Raw genomic sequence first — 23304 nt, 5'->3', positions numbered from 1 at the left:
CGAGCCGGCGAATCGTTCGGCGACGACCTGCTATTGCGCGATCACCACCACGGCTCGTCGGCGGTGGGGCCGTAGATGCTCGGCAGCCTGCCGCCCGCAATGCGCATGTACACGCTGAACTGCCCGCGATGGTGCACGGTGTCGCTCAAGAAGAACCACTGCGCGTCGCCCTTGCGCATGTCGGCCATCTGCTTCGGCCCGACCGGCATCTTGATCATCGCGTTCCAATCCGCCTCGGTCATCGCCTTGAGCTTCGGCATGACGTCGTGATGGGCCTTCTCGAAGCCCGCGATCACCTGATCCAGTGTCGCCGGCGGCGGCGGAAACGCCGATGGGTCGAGCGCGCCGGTGATCACCGCGGCCGGAACCATCTGGTTGATCGCCAGCATCCACGCGAGCTCCCGCGCGGTCCTCATGTTCGGCGCGGCCTTGAGCTCTCCCTTTCCCTGCGGGAAGGCGCGCAGCACCTTGAGCGTGGTCTGGTACTCCCGCTCGAAGTTCTGCAGGAACATGTCCTTTTCGGTCATCGTCTGTTGAGCCATCGCATCCCCCTCGATTGCCGCGATTTCTCGCGTCCCACTCTTCCGCTCACGCGAATTGGAACAAGACCTCGAGCCTGCCGAGGCAGCCGATCCAGCCCTGATTGTGACCCTCGCGCGACTTCGCGTCGGCCAGCTTTTCGTGCACGAGCACCAGCCGCGAACCCTTTCCTTCCGGCGAGATCGTCACGGTCACGATTGAATCCGGCATGTCGGGATTCTCCTCCCACTTCCAGGTGAAGACCAGACGATTCGGGGGATTAAGTTCACGGAATTGTCCAATCGCGATCGAGATCTTTCCGTCGGGACGATGCATTTCGATCCGGTAGCGGCCGCCGACTCGCGTGTCGAGCGCCGTCACCACCGTCTTGAATTCGTTGCTGGGCGCGAACCAGCGCGTCAGCTCTTCCGCTTGCGTCCACGCCGCGTAGATCCTCGCGGGCGGCGCCGCGATCGTGCGTTCGAGACGAAGCGTGACGTCCGCGCCGAGTTCTTGCGATGCCATGACGACTCCTCCTTTGCGGTGGATGATTCGAGGTATTGAACCAGTCGATCGAGGCGCGGCTCCCAGAAGCGCCGGTGCTCCTCGAGCCACGCCATGGCCTCGCGCAGCGGCGCCGGCGAGAGCCCGATGCGATGAATGCGGCCATCGATGCGGCGCTCGAGCAGCCCGGCGGATTCGAGCACGCGCAGGTGGCGCGAGATCGCCGGCGCCGAGAGCTGGAAGGGCGCCGCCAGCTCGCCTACGGTGGCCCCGCCGTGGCTGAGGCGCGAGAGCATCGCGCGCCGGATGGGGTGCGCGAGCGCGCCGAAGATCGCGTCGAGCTCGGCCTCCAAATAGTTAACCATGTGGTTAATATATCAGCGCGCCGAGACCGGCGCAAGGCGGTTCGAGATCTCTCGGATGCGCTACGGGCGCGGAACCGGCAGCGACGCCACCTGGATCGCCTGCGCTTTCCCGGCCTGCGTCCAGGCGAACAGCAACCGGTCGCGATCGCGGGCGAGCTGCGGCACGCCCGGCGTGTGCGGGCCGTCGAACCGGGCGATTTCGGTCGAAGTGCTGGAGCGCGCGCCGGGCTTCAGCCGGCGAACGCGGAGCGTCGAGCGCGAGCGATCGCCTTCGAGCCAGGTCACGGCGGCGCCGCCGTCATCGAGCAGCGCCAGGCCGACGCGACCCAGCGGATGGCCGTCGTCGACGCGGATGGCGTCGCCAAAGGTCCAGCCGCGATCGTTCGAGAACGCCGTCAGCACCCGCGGCGAATCCGCCGCCGCGGTGTACCACGCGACCGCCACGCGATCGCCGCGCGTCGCGATGGCCGGGCCGTTGACCGGGCAGCCCTTGAGCTTCCAGCCGTCGTAGCGCGGGCCGTAGGGCGGCTGCCAGCGCCCCGACTCGAGCCGCGTGACCGCGATGTCGCGGATCTCGTCGTCGCTCCGATCGCGATAGGCGACCAGCAGTTCGTCACCGAGCGGCGCAACGCCAATCCAGCAGCAGTCGCAAACGCGGCCATCCAGCTCCTGCTCGAGCGCCAGCGTTCCGGTGGGCGCGATGAAGCGTGAATGCAGCGTCATCGGCGCGGCGCCCTCCTCGAGCCCGTCCTTGAGATTGTGGCCGTCGAGCCAGATCGCGCGCACGCCTTCGCCCTGTGGCAGCAGGCTCACGAACCCGTGGGTGCTGCCTTCGCGATCGTCGTGAAGGATCGCGGCCTTCCCCCACGTGGCTCCTCCGTCCTTCGAGAGCGCGATGCGCAGCCGTTCGGTGGCCCCCGCGCGCTCCGGCCAGGCCACGGCGACGCCGTGCGCGCCGAAGGCGCACGCGCCGGCAAGATTGGGCCAGCTCTGAACCAGTGAGTCGCTCTGCACCACCGTGGCCGCCGCGCTCCACTTGCTCTCGCGCAACGAGGCGACGCGCAACGCGGTGACACCCCCCGCCGGCTCGAGCCAGGTCATGAGCAGCGCACCGTCGGCGGTGGCGGCGAGTCGCGGCTCGCTCGCGCCGGCGCGCGCCGGGCTGCCCACGCCGTGCGGCTTCGCCAGTGCCGGCAGAGACGCCGGCGCCGCAGCCGACGGCGGCGCCGCAGTCAGCGCCACGGCCAGCGCCACCGCCGCGCCGATCATCGCGCGCTCCCTCGCTCGAACGCGGTGAGTGCCCCGGCCACGTCGTCGCGCACGAAGGCGTAGAGGCCGCACGGCACCAGTCCGGCCTCGCGAAACAGCCTCGAATAGAACGCGGGCGATCGGCGCTTCATGTCGCGAAAGTCTCCCGTGATGCGGTCGGCCGAGGTGAACACCTCGATCCAGGCGATCCCGCCGAGCAGGCGGCCCAATTCGTCGAGACCCGGACGCAGTTCGGCGCTCGGCACGTAGTGAAGCACATCCGAACAGACAATGAGATCGTAGGTTTCGTTGAAACCGAGATCGGCGAGCTGGCCGAAGGTGCCGAGGCGCAGGCCACGCGTCCGTCCCCAGCGGCGCACCGCGAACTCGCTCGAATCGACGCCGACGTAGCGGATCCGCGGCCGAAGGCGCGCGAGCACCGGCTGCCAGGGGCCCTCGCCGCAGCCAACGTCGAGCACGGTTTCCACGCGGCGCTCGAGCAGGTATTCGGCTGCCGACAAAGCGAGCGCGACCTTGCGCTCGACCGCCCCGCGCCGATGAATGCGCGTGCGAGGATTGCGGTACCAGCGGTCGTAGTAGGCGCGGTCGTAGACCTTGGGGCGCCGCGAGGACGGGCGTGTCACGCCCCGCAGACTACACGAGCGGCGCCCGTCACTCTTTGATGCGCTGGATGTCGGCGCCGAGCCTGGCCAGCTTCTGCTCGAGCCCCTCGTAGCCGCGATCGAGGTGGTAGATGCGCGAGATGTGCGTCTCCCCCTCGGCGACCAGCGCCGCCAACACCAGAGCGGCGCTGGCGCGGATGTCGGTGGCCATCACCGGCGCCCCCTGCAGCTTCTCCACGCCGGTGATGACCGCGGCGTTGCCATTCAGCTCGATCTTCGCGCCGAGCCGCATCAGCTCGGGGACGTGCGTGAAGCGGTCGAGATAGACGGTATCGGTGATGTGCGAGACGCCGTCGGCGATCGATGCGACCGCCATCATCTGCGCCTGCATGTCGGTCGGAAAGCCGGGATAGGGATCGGTGACGATGTCGGTGGCGCGCGGGCGGCTCGGGCCGATGATCGTGACCTCGCCGTTCCCGGGCAGGATTTCACAGCCGCACTGTTCGAGCGCGTGGATCGCGGCCGCCATGTGGCCGGCCTCGCAGCGCTCGAGCGTCACGCGGCCGCCGGCAATCGCGACGGTCGCCATCAGCGTGGCCGCCTCGATGCGATCGGGAATGATGGTGGTGTCGATCGGTCGCAGCTGCTTGACGCCGTGGATCGTGACGCGCCGGGTGCCGAGGCCCTCGATCTTCGCGCCGCACTCCACCAGCACCCTGCCGAGCACGGTGATGTCGGGCTCGAGCGCCACGTTGTCGAGCACGGTTTCGCCTTCGGCCAGCGTGGCCGCCATCATCAACTGCGCGGTGGCGCCCACCGAAACCGTGTCGAAGTGGAAGTGCGTGCCCTTCAGGTGGACGTCGCGACCCACGATGTAGCCGTGCTCGATCTCGAGCCTGGCGTTCATCGCGTTCAAGCCCTCGATGTGCAGATTGACGGGACGCGGGCCCCACGCGCAGCCGCCGGGGAGCGATACGCGGGCGCCCCCGAAGCGCGCCAGCAGCGGCCCTAGCACGTAGATGCTGGCGCGCATGGTGCGCACCAGCTCGTAAGGGGCTTCCAGCGACTGGATGCGCGAGGTGTCGATCTTGCAGGCGTGCCCGCGGAATTCGACGCGTGCCCCGAGCTGTTCCAGCACCTTGGCCATGGTGCGCGTGTCCGAGAGCTGCGGCACGTTGCGCAGCGTGTGGACGCCAGGCGCCAGCAGCGTGGCGCACATCACCGGCAGCGCCGCGTTCTTGGCGCCGCTCACCTCGACGCGGCCCGACAGCGGATTGCCGCCGCGAATGATCAGCGCATCCATGGGCTTGGGAGTGGACTCCTGGGCGGCGTCAGCCGCGACGGGAACAGGCGAACTGGTGTGATGGCGCGATGCCACGTCCATGTGGGCGATCTCCGTAGGGCCCGGGATTCCATCCCGAGGCGCGCGGCCGGCAGCGAGTGAGCGATGTGGCGGCGGATGCGGGCATTATCGGCAGGTCGTGCGCCGACATCAAGGAAAACGCACGGGGCCGGGGCCGAACTCGCGCGGCACGGGCCGAAGATCGCTATCATGGAGTGTGGCCGTGTCCATTTCCTGTCATCTGCCCGCCGGAGATCAAGCGCGATGAAACGCTGGTTCACCCTCTGCTTCCTGCTGCTCTATTGGGCGAGCGCATTTGCGAGCAACTCGATCACCGAAGTTTACGACCCCGCCAAGGCCGCACGCGTCAAGGCGCTCAAGCACGCCAAGGAGGCAGCACCGGTGGTGTTGACCGCCGCCGAGACGGATTCGCTCACGCGCGCGCTCCAGCAGGATCGCGACAAGACGCAGGAGTGGCTGAAGAGCGCGCCGACTTCGTACCTCGCCGCCGTCGCGCGCAAGGACTTTCCCGCGACGCCGGTGCTGGGGGTGGGCCGGGATCCCGGCAACGACGTGCACATCAACGACCCGGAGGTGATGCCGCACCATCTGAGGGTGGTGGTGGTGGGCGACTCGTTCCGCGTCGAGGGACTCGATCCGGGCGCCAAGTTCGTCACCGGAACCGACACGCTGCGGTACGCGGTGGTGGGACCGGGAACCATCGGCATCGGGCGGTTCATGCTGCGGCTCTCCCACCAGCGACATCCCGCGATCATCGTCTTCGATCCCAACAGCCCGCGCTACGCCGAGTACAAGGGGCTGAAATACTTTCCCCCGGACTTCAAGTATCGCTTCGTGCTGCCGCTGGTGCCGAACCCGATTCCCGACACTCTGACGGTGCTCTCGACCCACAGCCAGCCACGCCAGGCGCTGCGTGCCGGCTGGTTCGTGTTCAAGATCGGCGGCAAACGCTGCGACCTGGAAGCAACGCGTCTGCTCGAGCCCGGCGTGGGCGAGAAGGACGTGTCGGTGTTCTTCCGCGACGAGACCACCGGCCACGAGACCTACAGCGTCGGCCGCTACGTGGATCCCGAGCCGCTGCCCGACGGCCGCTACGTGCTCGATTTCAACGAGGCCTACAACCCGGCCTGCGCGTTCTCACCGCACTACAACTGCCCCCTTCCCAGCAAGGACAATCGGCTCAAGGTGGACATCAAGGCCGGCGAGATGGACGCGCACTACGTGCATTGATCTCCGGGCGGCGCTGCCCGGCGCCACGCGGGGTCAATCGCCGAGCCAGACGAAGCGGGCGGATCGCGGCGGTCGTCCGGCGGCATCCCACCGAACCAGATAGACGCCGGCGGCGAGCGGTTTCCCCTGCGAATCGTGGCCGTCCCATCGGAGCTTTCCGCCGGCGCCGCCGCCGGGCGCCGAGCGCCAGAGCACGCGACCCTGCACATCGAGCACTTCGATCCCGCGCGGCGCCTCGGTGGCGGGCCAGCTGAAGGCGATCGAGCCGCGCGCGGGATTTGGCGAGAGCGCAAAGTCGCGGGTCGGCGGCGGGATTCCCGCCGCGGCGATTGCCGCGCAGCCCACGCCGTACGCGCCGATCGGGCCATAGACGCCGCCCGGCGCGCAGGGTGAGTCGGCGCGTAGCTCGAAGTCGCCCGCCGAGGCTGCGCAGAAGAGTGGGTCCGCCCCCAACTCGCTCTCCCCTGCATGGAGGCCAGCGAAATCGCCGCCGTGATTTGACCAGGCGTCATTTCGCGATGCATCTCCGAGATAGCTGGCGAGCATGTTGAACCCGAAGTGCTGATTTCCGGCGAGCAGATTGTTGGCGGCGACGATGCCGGTCGGCTGATGAGCGGACTCGATCGCGAGCCCGTCGCGACCATTGTCGACGAGGGTATTCACGCCCAGGCTGCAGGTCGGGGCGCCACCGGAGAGCACGAGATGGATTCCGTCGCCGCCATTGCCACGCAGCAGACAACTCGTGACTGTCGGCGCGGCGGATTCGAGCCACAGGCCGGCGTTGAGAGATTGATGGATCGTGGTGTTCCGGACCGACAAGTCTTCTGTGAAATCGATCGGAGAGTAGGGACGCTCGAGCATCGTCACGCCGTTGCCGGCGCAATTCGAGATCGCGCAGTTCCAGATCTGATGGTAGGCCGTCGGCGGCACGTAGTGGCCGGGATCTTGAAGCTGAAGAATCCAGTGGACGCCGTCGCCACCGGCGTGATCGATCTGCACGTTCTGTAGGACCGCGTGTTGAGCGCTGGCTTCGATCGCCACACCGGCGCAATTGAGAATGGTGTCTCCGACGCAAGACATGAAGATGGGAATCGGGGCATAGGCATGAATGGCCTGGCCGACGTTTCGGACGCTCGAGTGGTCGAGAGAAATGAAGAGATACCCGAGCTCAACCTGCTTCCAATCTCCATACTCATAGAATTCAGCAGCCCCGGACAGATCGTGGAACTGGCAGAAATCCGCCCACATGGCCTGATCGAAGTAGTTCTTCGAATTCACGACGATGCCATTCTCCGCGCCCGAGAACGTGCAGTCGCGGAACGCGATCTCACTATTGTCGTGTGGCTCGACGGTCGCGAGCGCCTTCGCGGGCCCCTTGAAATGGCACCGCTCCATCACGATGGCGCCCAGGATGTTCTTGAAGAACGCTGGCGCACCCTCAAAGGAACAGTCTGTCATCCAATAGGCGTAGTTGATGAACGAAGAGGTGTCGCGAAACGTGCAGGCGGTGAAATTCGGTGTCTCGCCCTCGGGCACGAGCCCGTGGAACCCGCCCTCGAACACACAATGGTTCCAATACACGAACCGCGTGTCCTGACCGAAGGCCACCGGCTGTTCAACGGTGATTCCGCTCACCACACCCGAGGAGTAGTAATAGGAATTGGGGTTCTCCGGGATCGAGGTGAATCCCTCGATCTTCGTCACCGCCGCGCCATCGGTGCTCGCGATGACGCAGTCGAGCGGCTCGGGAATGTTGACCACCTCGCCATAGCTACCGGGCGCCACGAGGATCGTGTCCACCGGGTGATTCGCCCACGCATCCTGGAGCGCCGCCGTCAGCGTCGGGTAGTCGCCGCTGCCGTCGGCGCGAACGATCCGATGGCTGGCGAATGTCGGAGACGCCAGGGGAATGGATGCGGCGAGTGCGAGTACGGGGGCAATCGCGAAGTTGCGACGCATGGCGCCTCCGAGTCCGTGGTGACGTGGGGATCGGAGGCTCTTGCAACGCTCGCGCCAATTCTCGTGTGCGCGTCATTCGATCGCGCAACTCGCTCGCGCCGTGGCCGATGCTTCGAGTGATTGAAGCGAAGTCTCCGCGAAGCGCTCGAGCCGCTCCCGAAAAAGCGTCGTCGCGACCGACAGTCGGGCGCGGCTCCACGCGTGGCGGCGCGCCCAATCAAGCGGCGCTACTCCCGCTCTTCTTCCCACTGCGCCGGCGCGATCGCCGGGCCACGCTCGCGGCGCGCCAGCAGCACGCGCGGCCGGCCGGAGAGATCGTCGCGCAGGTCCACGTCGCGCCAGTCGCGCGCGCCCTCGAGCCAGGTTGCGACCTCGCGGGCGCGCATCTCGGCCAGCTCGAGCGCCAGCAGGCCGCCGGCGACCATATGCCGCGGCGCCTCGTCGATGATCTCGCGAAGCGATTCGAGCCCGGTCTCGCCCGAGAACAGCGCCTGCGGCGGCTCGAAGTCGCGAACGTCGGCGGGGAGCAGCTCCTGTTCGATCGTGGCGATGTAGGGCGGATTCGAGATTACGACTTCGAAGCGCGCCTCGGCGTCCACGGCGTCGAACCAATTGCCCTGCATGAAGCGAACGCGTCCGGCGAGCCCCAGGGCCGCCGCGTTGGCTTCGGCGGTCGACAGCGCCTCGGTGCTCGCGTCAGTCGCGCTCACGATCGCTTGCGGCCACTCGCGCGCGATGCTCAAGGCGATCGCGCCCGAGCCAGTGCCGAGATCCAGCACCCGCGGCGCGGCCCAGCTCATCAGCTCTTCGCGCAAGACGCCGATTACCGCCTCGACCAGCTGCTCGGTTTCGGGGCGCGGGATCAGAACGCTACCGTCAACGGTGAGATCGAGCGAGCGAAAGGCCGCGCGACCGGTGATGTATTGCACCGGCTGGCCGGCCACGCGGCGGCGCAGCCACGAGTCGAGCGTCTGCCACTGTTCGGGCGCCATCGGCTCGTTGCGGCGCAGCTGCAGTTCGACGCGGCCGAGATTCAGCAGGCGGCTGAGCAGCTCGACCGCGTCGGACTCGGCAGAAGACGACGCCGACAGCCGCGAACGCGCCGACTCGAGCGCGTCGCCGATGGTGCGGTCCATCGCTCCTACTTCTCCGCCCCCATCGCGGCGAGGCGCTCGGCCATGTCGGCCGCGAGCAGCGCATCGTTCATCTCGCCGAGGTCGCCCTCCATGAAGTTGGAGAGCGAATGGAGCGTCAACCCGATGCGGTGATCGGTCACGCGGCTCTGCGGGAAATTGTAGGTGCGGATCTTCGCGCTGCGATCACCGGTCGAGACCTGCGACTTGCGCTGCGCCGCATACTTCGCCTGCTGCTCCTGGAGTCGCTGGTCGTAGAGCCGCGCGCGCAGCACCTTCATCGCCTTCGCGCGATTCTTGATCTGCGAGCGCTCGTCCTGACACGTGACCACCAGCCCGGTGGGCAGGTAGGTGATGCGCACCGCCGAATCGGTGGTGTTGACACCCTGGCCTCCCGGGCCACCGGCGCGATATACGTCCACGCGGATGTCCTTCTCGGCGATCTCGATGTCGACGTCCTCGACCTCGGGCAGCACCGCGACCGTCGCGGCCGAGGTGTGAATGCGACCCGAGGCCTCGGTGGCCGGCACGCGCTGCACGCGGTGGACGCCCGATTCGAATTTCATCTCGCGATAGACGCCGTCGCCTTCAAGCGAGAACACGATTTCCTTGAAGCCGCCGGCCTCGGCCGGCGCGCTGCTGAGTATCTCCTGCTTCCAGCCCTTCTTTTCCGCGTATTTCGAGTACATGCGGTACAGATCGGCGGCGAACAGCGCGGCCTCCTCCCCGCCCACGCCGGCGCGAATTTCGACGATCACGTTCTTGTCGTCGTCCGGGTCACGTGGCAGAAGCTGGCGCTTGAGCTCCTCCTCGAGCTTCGTCTGGCGCTCGCGCAATTCGGGAAGCTCGGCCTTGGCCAGCTCGCTCAGCTCGGCGTCGCCCGAGGCGATCGCCGCCTCGTCGTCGGCAACGGTGCGCTCGACGCGGCGGTACTCGGCCAGCGTCCGCATCGTGCCCTCGAGGCGGGCGCGCTCCTTCGAGAGGTCCCGCAGCTTGCGCGGGTCGCTCGCCACTTCGGGCGTTCCGAGCAGTTGCGTGATCTCTTCGAATCGCGCTTCGACCTTCTTGACCGCGTCCCACATGATTTCGTCTTCCCGGCTGCGCTGCGCTCGATCGGCGCGAGGCGCTTACTGCACGAACTGCACGTCTGCGCGCTTGCCGGGCTCTGCCGGCGCGCGTAGTGCCTCGTCGTGTCGCACCTTTTCCAGCGCGGCGATCGCCACGCGACACATCTCGAGATCGGGCTCGCGCGTCGTCAGCCGCTGGAACTGGAGCCCCGGCCAGATCAGGACCTTCGCCCATGGCCGGTCGGCGTACTTGCCGCTGATCCGGATGAACTCGAATGCCACGCCCGCGATCAGCGGCATGCAGGCGATGCGCAGCAGATGGTCACCCACCCCGCGCGGCTTTCCGATGAACGTGAACACCACGATGCTCACCACCACCACCAGGAACAGGAACGACGTGCCGCAGCGTGGATGGAAGCGCGAGAAGCTCTGCACGCTCTCGGGCGTCAGCGGCGCGTCGTTCTCGAGCGCGTGAATCGCCTTGTGCTCGGCGCCGTGGAAGCCGAGCACGCGCGCCATCTCCTTCCACTGGCTGATCAGCAGCAGGTAGATCATGAACGCCAGCAGGCGGAAGAAGCCGTCCACCAGGCCGAAGCGCACGCGATCCTGAAAGCCGAGCCAGCCCGTGATCCGGGCCGGCAGCACCACGAACAACAGCAGCCCAACACCGACCGAGAACACCACCATCGCGCCCTGCGCCAGCATCTGCCACCACGGCGCCTTCTTCGCCGGCTCGGCCGTCTCCTTCACCGCCTCATCGGCGCTGAAGTTGAGCGCCGTGATGCCCAGGTAGAGCGTCTCGAACAGCGACACCGCCCCGCGCACCACCGGCAGGCCGAGCGGCCTGACGCGCCGAGTGATCGAAGTAAAGCGCCTCTCGAGGAACGCCAGCGCCCCGTCGGGACGACGCACCGCCACCGACATCAGCGTCGGCGAGCGCATCATCACGCCCTCGATCACCGCCTGGCCGCCCACCGGCAGAAATGGCATCTCGGCTCCCCAGACACACGAACGGCTTCCGCCAGGCGCAACGCGCCCGGAACGGAAGCCGCGTGAACGACGCTAAGACTTGGCCGACTCGGCCGGCTCGGCCGGCGTGGCCTCGGTCTTCTTGCTGTACTTCCTGCGGAAGCGCTCGACACGTCCCGCCTTGTCGATCAGCTTCTGCTTGCCGGTATAGAACGGGTGGCAGTTGGCGCAGATGTCGAGATGGATCTTGCCGTCGTTGGTCGTGGGCTGGAGCGTGGTGCGCGTCTGCCACTCCGTGCCACAGCCGTAACAATGGAAGGTCCGGAGTTCGTAAACGGGATGGATCCCGGCTTTCATGACAACTACCTCCTGATCGGCGGCGTTCCCGGACTCGACCCGCCTGGCGCGGGTCATCTGGTCCGGCGCTCCGCCTCGGATGACAAGCGGCCGGGGAGTATGCCGCAAAGCTCGTGCCGCGTCCATTTGCCACGGGCCGGCGTTCTCTCGCATCATGCCCGCAAGTCCATGAGATTCCACGCGGCGCGCCCCGACTCGCGCGCCATTCGATTCACGAACTACCCTGGAGATCCCGTGCCCTTTGCCAAGCTTGGCCTGCCGCCCCTGATCGTCAAAGGGGTGCGCGCCGCCGGCTACAACCAGCCGACGCCGATTCAGCAGCGCGCCATTCCCATCGTTCTCGAGGGCCACGACCTGGTGGCCGCGGCCCAGACCGGCACCGGCAAGACCGCCGCCTTCGTCCTCCCGATTCTCGCGCGGCTGCTCGAAGGCCATCCCGCGCTGCGCGCGCTGGTGCTGGTGCCCACGCGGGAGCTGGCCGCGCAGGTCGAGACCAACGCGCGCGACTACGCGCGTTTCACTCGGCTGCGGGCCGGCGTCGCCTATGGCGGCGTGCCGATCGGCCCGCAGGAGCGGCTGCTGCGCCACGAGGGCGTCGATCTGCTGGTGGCGACGCCGGGTCGCCTGCTCGATCTTCACGGCCGGCAGAGCGTGAGCCTCGAGGACGTCGAAATACTGGTGCTCGACGAGGCCGATCGCATGGTGGACATGGGATTCGCGCCGGACCTCAAGCGCATCCTGCGACTGCTGCCGACGCGCAGACAGACGCTGATGTTCTCGGCCACCATGCCGCCCGAGCTGAACAAAGTGGCGAAGGAGTCCCTCCGCAATCCCCAGCGCGTGGATCTCGCGCCGCCTTCGCGGCCGGCCGCCGGCATCACGCAGGCGATCTACCCGGTGCCGCGGCACCTGAAGACCGATCTGCTCGACGAGCTGATGTCGCGCTCGGACGTCGGCAGCGCGATCGTGTTCACCCGCACCAAGCACGGCGCCGATCGGTTGACGCGCCAGCTCGAAAAACGCGGTCACAGCGTGGCGGCGCTGCATGGCGATCGCACGCAGTCGCAGCGCGAGCGGGCGCTGGCCGGTCTGCGGCGCGGGCGCGTGCAGATCCTGGTGGCCACCGACATCGCCTCGCGTGGCATCGACGTGGAAGACATCTCGCACGTCGTCAACTTCGACGTGCCGCACACGCCCGAGGACTACGTGCATCGCATCGGCCGCACCGGGCGGGTGGAGGCGGTCGGCGACGCCTTCACGCTGATGAGTCCCGAAGAGCAGTCGGACGTGACCGCGATCGAGCGCTTCCTCGGACGTTCGATACCGCGCGTGTCGCTGCCCGATTTCGACTACCACCGTCGCGCCGAGCCCGGACAAGGGCACGGTCACGGCGGCGAGCGCTCGGGCCGCGGCGGTCGCGGGCGCGATCGCGGTCGGGACGGTCGGCCGCGCGACGGCTGGTCGCGGCCGTCGAGCTCGGAAACCGGTTCGCCCTACGCAGGCGGCCCCGGCTCGGAAAATCCCGCGGGGCCCTCACACGCCGCGCCGTCGCATGGCCGGCGGCCGGTGCGCAACGCGCCCGATCGGCGGCGGAGAAGGATGTAGCGTGCCGGCCGCGGCGGGCGGCCCCGGCGCTAGTTGCCGGTGGGAATGATGCCCGCGTTCTCGACCATCAGGATGAGCGTCCGTTCGGGCGCGCGCGTGCGGTGGACGACGCCCCGGGGCACCACGAAGCCCTGCCGCGGCTCGAGCGTCACGGTGCGGCCCTCGAGGTCGATCAAGAGCTTCCCTTCGACGACGTAGAAGAACTCGTCGTCGTCGTCGTGCTTGTGCCAGTGGTACTCGCCTTTGACGACGCCAAGGCGCACCACCGACGCGTTCACCTGGCACAGCGTCTGATTGAACCACGGGTGCGTCACCGCATCGGCGACCCTCTGCACGTCGATGGTCTCGAGCGGGCGGAAGCGGACGTCGAGGTGCGTCTCGTACGGAAACGAACCCGGCGCCGCGGGTTTCGATGCCGCGTTGCTCACGACGAACCTCCGAGCGCCCCCAGCACCTGCTCGGTCGAGCGGACGATGCCGAGACGCGGGAAGATGGTGCCGGTCGCGAACGCGTGCGCTTCAGCGGTCGGGCCGGCCATCGCGTCCTCGACGAAGATGAGCTGATAGGCGCGCTCCCACGCGTCGCGCGCGGTGGACTCGACGCCGAAATTGGTCGAGATGCCGCCGATCACGAGGTTGCGAATGCCACGGCGGCGCAGCTGCAAATCGAGCTCGGTGCCGTAGAACGCGCCCCACTGATGCTTGGTGATCACCAGGTCGCCGGGCTTCGGACCGACCTCGGGCAGGAGGTCGGCGAAATCCGCGGGCCACGGGCCCGGCGGCATCGCGGCGTCGATCATCGGCTTCAGCCGATCGGAATCGTCGGCGGCGAACGCCACCCGCACCAGCACCACCAGGGCACCGCGTTCGCGAAACGCCTGCGCCAGCCGAACGCCGCGCTTCACCACGTCGGGCGCGGCATGCGGCGCGGTGGGACGCGATACGATCCCTTTCTGCAGATCGATCAGGACGAGCGTGGTGGAACGCGAGTCGAGCTTCGGCGTCTCGGGCATGCCGCAAGACTAGCCGATCGCGCGGCCGGCTGCGCGGCCGTGATTCGCGCCAACCCGGGGCGCCGCCGGAAGGCCACCGAATGTTCTTCGGTGTTGAAGCCGCCCTCAGGCGGCGCGCTTCATGGGCGCGTTCGCGGCCGGCGGGCTCTGGGCGCCGTTCGCGCTCCGCGCGGCGTTCCTCGCCACCATCGTCAACCGCACCAGCCGCTCGAGCTGTGCCGAGGGCCTCGCGGGGTCGGGGCCGCGGGCGATCGCGACCAGGTTGCGCCCGATCTGGACCGGGGTCATGAGCAGGCCCCACGGAAATCCCCACCAACCGAGCACCGCCGAGAACAGCGCGCTGCCGAGCTGCGCTCGCACTCCGCACGAGCGGCACGAGACGCGCGGCGTGCTGCGCCAGCTGGTGATCAGGAGCGCCGACCACACCTTGTGGCTCATATGAACGTCGACCGGACCCGTACCGCCGCAGCGCGGGCACAGGCCCTGGTGAAGCGCGCTCAGTTCGCGCTGAACCTCGTCGGCGGGCAGCAGGCGCGCCAGCGCCAGCGCCACACCCTGCTGCTGGCAGCGGGGACCGCAGAACTGAAGGTCGCCCTGCTTCCGCCCTCCGAACAGGATCGTGGTTCCGCAGAAATCGCACCGGGCCATCGCGGCACCCCTCCGTGCAGGAACTCCTCGCCGGCCACGCCGAGCGGCGGGCGGACTCCAGAAAAAGCCTCGCCCGTGGTTTTCGACACTTCGGGCCGCGGGCTTCAGCCCCGCCGCCGCCGCAAATCGGGCGGGCGGAATCGCGCCCAGCCCGGCGGCCGAGAGGCGAGGGGTCCCTATGCGGCGGCTGCCGCGCGATCGAGACGCGCGAGGATCTCGCTCATCCAGTCGCAGTGCTCGGGTTTCATCACGCAGGCGCGCAGGCAGGTGAGATCGGCGGCGTCCCAGTCGCGCACTGGGGCGGCGCCTTCGACCATGGCGCGCGGGAACGTGGCCACCGCGAGGTGAAGTCCCTGCCTGGCGGCCTGCTCGAATATCCGCCGCGCCCGCCGCGACGACTCGCCGGCCGTGTCGGCCCGCACCGCCCAGCTGACGATGTCGAGCTCGGGCGGAAAGAGCGGCGCGAAGCGGGCGTCGGTCGTGAGCGCCGCGTGCATCGCCAGCGCTGCCTCGCGGCACGACTCGAGCGAGCGCGCGAACTCGCCGCCGCGCACGAGCGGCAGCATGCGTAGCGTGGCCCAAAGCGCGACCGCCGAGGCGCCGGGGCGGGAGCACTCGAGCGAGATCTCGCCCAAATGGAGCTCCGGCGAGCTGAAATAGGTGTAGGGCGAGTCGTGGCGATAGATGCGCCCCACCGCCGGATCGCGAAACAGCACGCAGCCGCACCCGTAGGGCTGGAGCCCGTGCTTGTGCGGGTCCACCACGATCGAATCGGCCTCGGCCACGCGATCGAACGCGCGACGTGCCCACGGCTCGAGATTGCCGGCCAGGGTGTAGTAGCCGCCGTAAGCGGCGTCCACGTGCAGGCGGAATCCATGGCGCGCGCGCAAGGCGAGGATCTCGGGCAGCGGATCCACGGTGCCGGCCGCGGTGGTGCCGAGCGTCACCACCACGGCGCCGATCTCGCCGCCGGCGAGCGCCCGCTCGAGCGCCGCCAGGTCCATCCGGCCGCGCGCGTCCACCGTGATCGCGCGAAATGGGACGCCCAGCACCGCCGAGAGCCGCGAGTGCGTGTAGTGGGCCTGCGACGAGGCGGCGATCGCCTTGCCGGGCGCCAATTCGCGCGCCACCCACAGCGCCTCGAAGTTGGCGATGGTGCCGCCGCCGCACAGATGACCGAGGTGCGTCTCCCAGCCGAACATGCGGGCGATCGCCGCCACCGCTTCCTTCTCGAGCGCCGAGCTGGCGCGACCGCCGTCGAGCGCGTGATTGTTGGGATTGAGCCACAGCGACATGGCATAGGCGATACGCGCCACCGGATGCGGCGGCTTCAACATCTGGCCGACGTAGAGCGGATGCGCGTAGGGAAAGTTGTCGCGCATGCGCTCGGCCGCGGCCAGCACCGCCTCGCGCAACGCGGCGCGATCGACGTGCACCGGCGCGTCGGGCAGGTCGCGGAAACCCTGCTCGATCGATTGCAGCGCCTCGTCGAGCAGCGCAAGGCTCTCGCGCTCGAGCTTCATGGCGGGCTGGTCGCGCCGCGCCGGGCGCCGCTCACGGCTCGGCGACCACCAGCGCGAGCGCGAAGCCATCGTAGCCCTTGGCACCGACGGTCTGGATCTCGGTGGCGCTGACGCGCGGCTCGCGCGCCATCAGCTCGTTCAAGCGGCGTACGCCGAGGATGTTGGGATCGGCGCTCGCGGCGTTCACCACGCCACCGTCGCGAATCACGTTGTCGACGAGGATCACGCTTCCCACCCGCGACAGCTTCACCGCCCAGGCGAAATACTCGGGATTGCCGGGCTTGTCGGCGTCGATGAAGATCAGATCGAACGGCCCGCCGGGTTCGGCGGCGAGCCTCGGCAGCGTTTGCAGCGCTGGCCCGAGGCGCAGCTCGACGCGATCGGCGACGCCGGCGCGGGCGAAATTGGAGCGCGCCACCTCGGCGTGCCTGGGATCGATCTCGAGCGTGACCAGCCGGCCGCCGGGCACCAGCGCCCGCGCCATCCAGATGGTGCTGTAGCCGCCGAGCGTTCCCACTTCGAGAATCCGCCGCGCGCCGATCATGCGAGCGAACAGGTGGAGCAGCTTTCCCTGATTGGGCGTGACCTGGATGTCGGGGAGTCCCGCTTTGGCGCTGGCCTCGAGCGCGGCCGTGAGGGCCGGATCGGGCGGCGCCAGCAGTCCATTGATGTATTGGTCGACGTCGCCCCACAGCTTGTCTTTCACCTCAGCCACGCAAGCCTCCCGGCGATGCGGCGTTCGGGCCGCGATGATTGAGCCACCAGTAGAGCGGCAGGCTGAAACCGAGCCCGCCGGCCAGCGACAGCAGAACGAACCACGGCCAGCCCACCTTGCCGATCGGCCGGCGCGCGAAGTACACGGCGAGCAGGGCCATGGCCATGAACATGTCGAGGACGAACGAGAGCGCGAGCTTGTCGGAGAGCGCCGGCCCCCAGCCGTGGAACTCGCGCGTCAGCCAATAGAGAAAAATGCCGTTGGGAACCAGGAATCCGAACAGCGCCACGAGCAGCAGCCACACGGCTCAATCCTCCCCTCGCGTCCATTCGCGCTCCAGCAGGCCGAACAATAGCGCGTCCTGCGTCTCCCCTCCCACGCGCCAGCGCTCGCGCATCAGTCCCTCGCGGCGAAACCCCTGGCGTTCGAGCGCGCGGATCGAGCGCGCGTTGCGCGGATCGGTGTCGGCCTCGAGGCGATGAAGCCCAAGCCGCTCGAACGCGAAGCCGATCAGCACCGCCAGCGCCTCGGTGGCGTAGCCCTGGCCCCAGGCATGGCGGCCGAGCGCGTAGCCGATCTCGGCCCGGCGCTGCTCGGTGTTGAGATGGAACAGCGTGCAGGTGCCGATCACGTCGCGTTCCGCCTTTCGCGCGATGCCCCACTGAAAGAGCCGGCGCTCGCGAAAGTGGACCTGGATGTCGAGGATCAGCCGCAGCGCTTCTTCCGGGCGCTCGAGCGGCAGCGAGCTCCAGTAGCGCATCACTTCGGGATCGCTGAAGACGTTGAAGATCGCCTGCGTGTCGCGCGGCTGGAGCGCGCGCAGCTCGAGGCGCGGACCGGCCAGCACCGGCAGATGCCGGCCCCAGCGGAATCGCGTCACGCGCGGCGCGGCGCGCCTCCGCGAATCGCGTCCGGCGGCAGCACCGCGTGGACGCCCACCACCTGATTGACCACCTGGGTGACGCGCAGGTCCACCGCCACGCTGGCCAGCGCCAGCGCGTCCTTGCGCGAGACGCCAAACCGCGCGCCGATCACATGCACCATGGCGTCGAGCGCGTCGCCCGCGGCGTCGTCGAGCGTCGCGCCGAAGCCCAGGGTGACGGTACCGGCCGGCGTCTCGGCCATGGGCAGGCGAAGCCCGAGATCGTCACGCAGTGCGAAGGTCAGCTCGACGCGGCGCATCGGGCACTCGATGGCGAGCCCCGAGACCTCGCCGTCGCCCTGGGTGGCGTGCCCGTCGCCCACCGAGAACAGCGCGTCGTTCACCGCGATCGGAAGGAACAGGGTGCTCCCCGCCACCAGCTCCTTGCAGTCGATGTTGCCGCCGCTCGCGCGCGGCGGAATCGTCGAGTGAACGCCGCGCTCTGCCGGAGCCAGGCCCATCACGCCCATGAACGGTCGCAACGAGACTTCGTGGCCATGCTGATCGCGCGCGACTTTGCGCGCCGCATCGATCGTCCAGATCAGCCAGTGTCCCGCGCCGTCGGCGACGCCGAGCCGATCGTTGATCGGGCTCTTCCAGCCGCCCGAGCGGGTCCAGCCCCAGGCTTCGGGCTCGATCGCGTCCATCCGGATCTCGAGGGCCATCCCCGGCCGCGCGCCGCGAATCGCGAGCGGGCCGCACAGCGCGTGGCCGGCGTCGAGCTTGTCGTCGCGCGGCTCGAGCATCCGCGGGCTCGAGCCATCGAGACGCGGCGGCTCGAGCCGCCAGCCGGCATCGAGCGTGCGGAAGCGCACCGTGTCGCCGGGCTCGATGGTCAGAATCGGCGGCAGGGCGGCGGAGAAATGTCCGTGAAGATGTGCGCGCGTCGGCTCGATCGAGTGGGTCGCCATGGCGGGAAGCTGCCATGCCCGACGATCGCCGACAAGCCAGCGCCGGCGCCAGCGCCGCTAGAACTTCCACTCGCCGGCGAGCAGGCGCGGCACCAGCGGTTCGAAGATGCGGTAGCTCGCTCCCCAGAGCCGATGAGCGCCGACACGAAGGAATTCGATGCGCTGCGGGCCGGGCCAGGTGGGGAAGGTCTCGATCGCGGCCCCGCGGGACTCGGGGCGGGCCAGGGTCTCGATCTCGATCTCGAGCACCTCCGCCACCTCGCGCGGCTCGGGCTTCCAGCTCGAAGGCCGCGTGATGCGCGCGAGGAACGGCTCGATACGGTAGCCCGAGGTGCGGGTCGCGATCGGCGGCAAGGTGGCGATCACTTCGACGTTGGCGCGGGCCAGCCCGATTTCCTCCTCGGCTTCGCGCAGCGCGGTATCGAGCGCGTCGACGTCACCCGGCGCGCGCGTGCCGCCGGGAAACGCGAGCTGACCGCCGTGCAGGCCGCCGGGCGCGCGGCGCACCAGCACGACGCGCAGGACGGCGTCGCGATCGCGGAACACCGGCACCAGCACCGCCGATTCCCGGCGTTGCGGCTCGGACCCGGCGGATTCCGGTCGCGACTGCGCTTCAGTCATTCCTTAAGCCCGCCTGGCCCGCGAACCTTCGTAGCGCTTCACATAGGCGTCGACGGGCATCGCGGCGATGATCTCGCCAATCACGTCGAGCGGCAGATCCTCGAGCTGGCTGAAACGCAGGCAGGCCTTGCCCATGTCGAGCTTCTTCCCCCTGCGCTTGAAATGCTCGCGAAGCCGGGCCATCAGTTTCGGGTCCGCGTACCTCCACGTCATGTAGAGCGCGTAATTGTGCTTCTGCGCCGCCAGCGCCGCGTACAGGAGCGGCAGGCCATTGTGGGTCTCGGAAAATCGGTTGAGCGGGACCTCGTAGGCGATCATTCCCCAGCTCATCCCCTCGCGATAGCCCCTGGGGAGGTTCGCGACCACGCTCTTGCGCACCGCCGAGATCACCGCGCGCCGATCGGCGGGAAGCTCGTTCAGGTACGCGGCGACCGTCGTGGCCTTGCTCTTCACGATGCGAGTCTCCGGTTGAGACGGTGGGTGCCGCTGGCGTGCTTCGCCATGCGCTGGAACCAGAGTCGGGAGAATAGCAAGCCTGAAGCGCCCGCGGTTTTCACGGGTGGATGGGCTTCAGTGATCCGCGACAACGGCCGAAAACATGCGCGGTCTCTTCCCTTCTCCGTGGAGTCACGAGCCGATGCCTGCGAGCTCGCGCAAGGAGTCGATCGTGCCGGCGGCCGGCGGGCCTCACACCGGCTGGGTGGTCGCGACGCCCGCGACCCTGATTCCGCTGGTCGCGATCGGCGCGGTGGTGGTGCTGGCGCTTCCGACCGCGCTCGAGCTCGCGCTGCCGCGGCTCGGGCTCGATCGCCGCGATCAGATCCTGCTCGCCGGGTGCGCGCTGTGGGTGGTGGCCGCGGGGCTGGTCCTCGCCGTGTCGATCGTCCGCTTCCGCGCGCGCCAGGCGCAGCCCTCGGCGTCGACATCGAGCTCCGGCGCCTCGTCCTCCGGTCTCACCGTGATCGAGCCGCCCCCGCCCGGCGGCGCGAGCGCCGCACCAGCGCACGAGTCCGGTGCCGGTGTCGCGGGCGCCGGCGCAGGGGCGCAGCCCGGCGGCCCCGCGAACCGCTACCGGATCCTCCGCGAGCTCGGCCGCGGTGGCATGGGCGTGGTCTATCACGCGCTCGACACCGTGCTCCAGCGCGAGGTCGCGCTCAAGGAGCTGCCGCTCCACCTCGGCGGTCGCAGCGACATCGCCAGCCGCTTCCGCCAGGAGGCGCGCGTGGTCGCAAAGCTCAGCCACCCCCACATCGTGCAGGTGCACGACCTGATCGAGGACGGCGGCCGGTTGTGGATCGCGCTGGAGCTCGTGCGGGGCGGCACACTCGCCGGCACGATGCGCCACGCCGGAGGCTCACTCGGCTGGCCCGAGGCGGCGCGCATCGGGCTCCAGATCACCGAGGGGCTCGGCTTCGCGCACGCGCAGGGCGTGATCCATCGCGACATCAAGCCGATGAACGTGCTGCTCACCGACGCGCGGCCGCCGGTCGCCAAGCTCACCGACTTCGGGCTCGCGCGCCTGGCGGAATCGTCGGAGCACACCCAGCCCGGCTCGCTCCTTGGCTCGGCGTACTACATGAGTCCGGAGCAGGTCGCCGGGAAGCCGGCCGACGCGCGCTCGGACCTCTACGCGCTCGGCGTCACGTTCTTCGAGATGCTCACCGGCCGGGTGCCCTTCGACGGCGAGTTCGCGGCGGTGCTCGCGCGCCACGCGAGCGAGCCGGCGCCCGACGTGCGCACGATCACTCCGGGCGTGCCGCCGGAGCTGGCGAGCCTGGTGGCCTCCCTGCTCGCCAAGCCAGCCGAGGATCGCCCTCAGAGCGCCGACCATGTCGTAATCGCGCTCCGCGCGCTGGCTGCCGGGCGTGACGAGCCACGTCAGGCGGCGTGACGCTGCTTCCCGATCGAGGGTCTCAGCGGGCGCGCTCCACGAGATCCCATTTGTTCCCGTAGAGGTCGAAGAATACTGCGACCGTGCCGTAGGGCTCGTGGCGCGGCTCCTCTGCGAAGCGGACGCCCCTCGACCGGAGATGCGCGTAGTCGGCCTCGAAGTCCGGAGTCTCGAGGAAGAAGGCGACGCGGCCGCCGGTCTGGTTTCCCACCCTCGACGACTGCTCGGGGCTCACCGCCCGCGCCAGCAACAGCGAGGCGCCCGTCGGCCCCGCGGGCGCCATCACCACCCAGCGCTTGCCACCCTCGAGCGGGCGATCCTCGACCCGCGTGAAGCGGAGCGCGTCCCGAAAGAACTCGATCGCCTCGTCGTAATCGCGAACCACCAGCGTCACCAGCGCCAGCGAGCTCAACGCGGCCTCACGAGCTACTGATTCATGCTCTCGAGGAACTTCTTGTTGGTCTTGGTGTCGCTCATCTTGCCGATCAGGAATTCCATCGCCTCGACCGGATTCAGCTCGTTCAGGAACTTGCGCAGGATCCAAACGCGCGACAGCGTTTCGGGCGTCATCAGCAGCTCTTCCTTGCGGGTGCCCGACTTGTTGATGTCGATGGCCGGGAAGATGCGCTTGTCCGAGATCTTGCGATCCAGTACCAGCTCGGAGTTCCCGGTGCCCTTGAATTCCTCGAAGATCACTTCGTCCATGCGCGAGCCGGTCTCGATCAGCGCCGTGGCGATGATGGTGAGCGAGCCGCCATCCTCGACGTTGCGCGCCGAGCCGAAGAAGCGCTTGGGCCGCTGCAGGGCGTTGGCATCGACGCCGCCCGACAGGATCTTGCCCGAGTGCGGCACCACGGTGTTGTGGGCGCGCGCCAGGCGGGTGATCGAGTCCAGCAGGATCACCACGTCACGCTTGTGCTCCACCAGCCGCTTGGCCTTCTCGATCACCATGTCGGCCACCTGAACGTGGCGCTCGGCCGGCTCGTCGAAGGTGCTCGACACCACTTCGCCCTTCACGGTCCGCTGCATGTCGGTGACTTCCTCGGGGCGCTCGTCGATCAAGAGCACGATGAGCATCACCTCGGGATGGTTCTCGGTGACGGCGTTGGCGATCTTCTGGAGCAGGATGGTCTTGCCGGCCTTGGGCGGCGAGGTGATCAGCGCGCGCTGGCCCTTTCCGAACGGACACAGCAGGTCGATGATCCGCGTCTCGATGCAGCGGTCCTTGGTCTCGAGATTGAGTTTCTCGAGCGGATAGAGCGGCGTGAGATTGTCGAACAGGATCTTGTCTTTGCCGATCTCCGGACTCTCGAAGTTGACCGCTTCGACGCGCAGCAGGGCGAAGTAGCGCTCGCCTTCCTTGGGCGGGCGCACCTGGCCCGACACCGTGTCGCCGGTGTGCAGGTCGAAGCGCTTGATCTGCGACGGCGAAACATAGATGTCGTCGGGGCCCGGCAGATAGTTGTAGGTCGGTGAACGCAGGAATCCGTAGCCCTCGGGCAGGATCTCGAGCACGCCTTCCGCGAAGATCAGACCGTTCTTCTCGGTCTGCGCTTCGAGGATCTTGAAGATCAGCTCCTGCTTGCGCAGGCCGCTGGTGCCGACGACCCCCAGCTCCTGGCAGAGGTGAAGCAGCTCGGCCATGGTCTTCCCCTTGAGCTGGGTCAGTTCCATGGTCTGGATGTTGGCGGCGGGCGGTGCGGTGACAGGCGCGGCGGTCGGGGTAGCCTCTGTGTCCATGTAGTCTCGCCTCGAGAGTGGTGGCGTTGCCGCCGTGCGTCGCGCCGAAGGCGTGCGATCGGTCGGTTGGGCCGTGGATGCGAGCCTTTCAGACTCGCGGGCCGGGGGTTCTGGAACGGGTTCTACGTGCGGCGTTGGCTTTCTTAAGGGAATCGAACGCCCGCCGGGGTCGCTACGTTCGGGCCCGGGATGGGCCCTCGGGATCGCGCCCGCGGCACGGCGAAAGCACGGGTGGGGTTGCGACGAAACGAAGCTTAGGAGCGGCCGAAGGTGAAGTCAAGCACCGCGCACCGGCTCCATCCACCAGTGTCGGACGATCCGTCGCGAGCTTGAGTGCACTCCGAGTCGGGTGAGCCGGCGCGGCGCTTCCGCGCTCGTC

At 68.6% G+C, this 23304-nt stretch carries 26 protein-coding genes; 3 read left to right on the top strand and 23 right to left on the bottom strand.

What is annotated here, in order from left to right; translation table 11 throughout:
• Positions 1 to 41: 41 nt before the first annotated feature.
• The 6 genes from VMJ70_12040 to murA are packed head-to-tail and all read right to left on the bottom strand — an operon-like array spanning position 42 to position 4643.
• Positions 42 to 542, bottom strand: a complete 501-nt coding sequence (locus VMJ70_12040) for a DinB family protein (GenBank protein HTO91853.1) — start codon at positions 540 to 542, stop codon at positions 42 to 44.
• Positions 543 to 588: 46 nt separating this feature from the next.
• Positions 589 to 1044, bottom strand: a complete 456-nt coding sequence (locus VMJ70_12035; GenBank protein HTO91852.1) for an SRPBCC domain-containing protein — start codon at positions 1042 to 1044, stop codon at positions 589 to 591.
• The gene (locus VMJ70_12030; protein HTO91851.1) at positions 939 to 1388 is read right to left on the bottom strand and encodes a metalloregulator ArsR/SmtB family transcription factor; all 450 of its coding nucleotides are present in this window, start codon (positions 1386 to 1388) and stop codon (positions 939 to 941) included. The genes VMJ70_12035 and VMJ70_12030 overlap by 106 nt, the downstream gene beginning before the upstream one ends.
• A 60-nt stretch (positions 1389 to 1448) precedes the next feature.
• Entirely contained in the window at positions 1449 to 2657 is a 1209-nt protein-coding gene (locus tag VMJ70_12025; GenBank protein HTO91850.1) for a hypothetical protein, read from the bottom strand.
• The gene (locus tag VMJ70_12020) at positions 2654 to 3280 is read right to left on the bottom strand and encodes a class I SAM-dependent methyltransferase (GenBank protein ID HTO91849.1); all 627 of its coding nucleotides are present in this window, start codon (positions 3278 to 3280) and stop codon (positions 2654 to 2656) included. Before VMJ70_12020 ends, VMJ70_12025 begins: the two co-directional genes overlap by 4 nt.
• Positions 3281 to 3308: 28 nt before the next feature.
• On the bottom strand, positions 3309 to 4643 hold the full coding sequence (gene murA / locus VMJ70_12015; GenBank protein ID HTO91848.1) for a UDP-N-acetylglucosamine 1-carboxyvinyltransferase: 1335 nt from the start codon (positions 4641 to 4643) through the stop codon (positions 3309 to 3311).
• Between the two features lie 222 nt (positions 4644 to 4865).
• Between murA and VMJ70_12010 the strand changes: the two genes are divergently transcribed.
• Positions 4866 to 5852: a DUF1684 domain-containing protein gene (locus VMJ70_12010; GenBank protein ID HTO91847.1), complete on the top strand. Its 987-nt coding sequence runs from the start codon at positions 4866 to 4868 to the stop codon at positions 5850 to 5852.
• A 33-nt stretch (positions 5853 to 5885) separates the two neighbouring features.
• On the opposite strand, the gene VMJ70_12005 is transcribed toward VMJ70_12010, so the two are convergent.
• From VMJ70_12005 to rpmE, 5 genes are all read right to left on the bottom strand, one after another.
• Positions 5886 to 7811: a right-handed parallel beta-helix repeat-containing protein gene (locus tag VMJ70_12005; protein HTO91846.1), complete on the bottom strand. Its 1926-nt coding sequence runs from the start codon at positions 7809 to 7811 to the stop codon at positions 5886 to 5888.
• Between the two features lie 227 nt (positions 7812 to 8038).
• The gene (prmC, locus tag VMJ70_12000) at positions 8039 to 8947 is read right to left on the bottom strand and encodes a peptide chain release factor N(5)-glutamine methyltransferase (protein HTO91845.1); all 909 of its coding nucleotides are present in this window, start codon (positions 8945 to 8947) and stop codon (positions 8039 to 8041) included.
• Positions 8948 to 8952: 5 nt separating this feature from the next.
• Entirely contained in the window at positions 8953 to 10026 is a 1074-nt protein-coding gene (gene prfA / locus VMJ70_11995) for a peptide chain release factor 1 (protein HTO91844.1), read from the bottom strand.
• 45 nt (positions 10027 to 10071) lie between these two features.
• Positions 10072 to 11001 (bottom strand): DUF1385 domain-containing protein, encoded by a 930-nt coding sequence (locus VMJ70_11990; protein ID HTO91843.1) that lies wholly within the window; start codon positions 10999 to 11001, stop codon positions 10072 to 10074.
• A gap of 72 nt (positions 11002 to 11073) precedes the next feature.
• Complete coding sequence (gene rpmE / locus VMJ70_11985) at positions 11074 to 11337, bottom strand: 50S ribosomal protein L31 (protein ID HTO91842.1); 264 nt, start codon at positions 11335 to 11337, stop codon at positions 11074 to 11076.
• Between the two features lie 234 nt (positions 11338 to 11571).
• Between rpmE and VMJ70_11980 the strand changes: the two genes are divergently transcribed.
• A complete protein-coding gene (locus VMJ70_11980) occupies positions 11572 to 12942 on the top strand; it encodes a DEAD/DEAH box helicase (protein HTO91841.1) in 1371 nt (456 codons plus the stop codon).
• A 29-nt stretch (positions 12943 to 12971) separates the two neighbouring features.
• On the opposite strand, the gene VMJ70_11975 is transcribed toward VMJ70_11980, so the two are convergent.
• The 10 genes from VMJ70_11975 to VMJ70_11930 form a co-directional block, all read right to left on the bottom strand.
• Positions 12972 to 13370: a cupin domain-containing protein gene (locus VMJ70_11975; GenBank protein HTO91840.1), complete on the bottom strand. Its 399-nt coding sequence runs from the start codon at positions 13368 to 13370 to the stop codon at positions 12972 to 12974.
• Positions 13367 to 13954, bottom strand: coding sequence for a hydrolase (locus VMJ70_11970; protein HTO91839.1), 588 nt, complete (start codon positions 13952 to 13954; stop codon positions 13367 to 13369). The genes VMJ70_11975 and VMJ70_11970 overlap by 4 nt, the downstream gene beginning before the upstream one ends.
• 105 nt (positions 13955 to 14059) lie before the next feature.
• On the bottom strand, positions 14060 to 14602 hold the full coding sequence (locus VMJ70_11965) for a hypothetical protein (protein HTO91838.1): 543 nt from the start codon (positions 14600 to 14602) through the stop codon (positions 14060 to 14062).
• A 176-nt stretch (positions 14603 to 14778) separates the two neighbouring features.
• A complete protein-coding gene (locus VMJ70_11960) occupies positions 14779 to 16194 on the bottom strand; it encodes an aminotransferase class V-fold PLP-dependent enzyme (protein HTO91837.1) in 1416 nt (471 codons plus the stop codon).
• Positions 16157 to 16840, bottom strand: coding sequence for an O-methyltransferase (locus VMJ70_11955; GenBank protein ID HTO91836.1), 684 nt, complete (start codon positions 16838 to 16840; stop codon positions 16157 to 16159). The genes VMJ70_11960 and VMJ70_11955 overlap by 38 nt, the downstream gene beginning before the upstream one ends.
• A complete protein-coding gene (locus tag VMJ70_11950; protein HTO91835.1) occupies positions 16833 to 17144 on the bottom strand; it encodes a hypothetical protein in 312 nt (103 codons plus the stop codon). The genes VMJ70_11955 and VMJ70_11950 overlap by 8 nt, the downstream gene beginning before the upstream one ends.
• A 3-nt stretch (positions 17145 to 17147) precedes the next feature.
• Positions 17148 to 17720, bottom strand: coding sequence for a GNAT family N-acetyltransferase (locus VMJ70_11945; GenBank protein ID HTO91834.1), 573 nt, complete (start codon positions 17718 to 17720; stop codon positions 17148 to 17150).
• Positions 17717 to 18673, bottom strand: a complete 957-nt coding sequence (locus VMJ70_11940; protein ID HTO91833.1) for an acetamidase/formamidase family protein — start codon at positions 18671 to 18673, stop codon at positions 17717 to 17719. The genes VMJ70_11945 and VMJ70_11940 overlap by 4 nt, the downstream gene beginning before the upstream one ends.
• 57 nt (positions 18674 to 18730) lie before the next feature.
• Positions 18731 to 19294 (bottom strand): CoA pyrophosphatase, encoded by a 564-nt coding sequence (locus VMJ70_11935; GenBank protein ID HTO91832.1) that lies wholly within the window; start codon positions 19292 to 19294, stop codon positions 18731 to 18733.
• A 3-nt stretch (positions 19295 to 19297) separates the two neighbouring features.
• The gene (locus VMJ70_11930) at positions 19298 to 19747 is read right to left on the bottom strand and encodes a DUF1801 domain-containing protein (protein HTO91831.1); all 450 of its coding nucleotides are present in this window, start codon (positions 19745 to 19747) and stop codon (positions 19298 to 19300) included.
• Between the two features lie 184 nt (positions 19748 to 19931).
• Here VMJ70_11930 and VMJ70_11925 point away from each other — a divergent pair, with 184 nt between their 5' ends.
• Positions 19932 to 21185, top strand: coding sequence for a serine/threonine-protein kinase (locus VMJ70_11925; protein HTO91830.1), 1254 nt, complete (start codon positions 19932 to 19934; stop codon positions 21183 to 21185).
• 22 nt (positions 21186 to 21207) lie between these two features.
• On the opposite strand, the gene VMJ70_11920 is transcribed toward VMJ70_11925, so the two are convergent.
• A complete protein-coding gene (locus VMJ70_11920; GenBank protein ID HTO91829.1) occupies positions 21208 to 21597 on the bottom strand; it encodes a VOC family protein in 390 nt (129 codons plus the stop codon).
• A gap of 14 nt (positions 21598 to 21611) precedes the next feature.
• On the bottom strand, positions 21612 to 22925 hold the full coding sequence (gene rho / locus VMJ70_11915; GenBank protein HTO91828.1) for a transcription termination factor Rho: 1314 nt from the start codon (positions 22923 to 22925) through the stop codon (positions 21612 to 21614).
• Positions 22926 to 23304: the final 379 nt, after the last annotated feature.

It is taken from the genome of Candidatus Sulfotelmatobacter sp. (assembly GCA_035498555.1).
GTDB lineage: Bacteria > Eisenbacteria > RBG-16-71-46 > RBG-16-71-46 > RBG-16-71-46 > DATKAB01.
The sequence above is the reverse complement of the archived record's forward strand: the minus strand, read 5'-3'. Positions and strand labels throughout refer to the sequence as shown.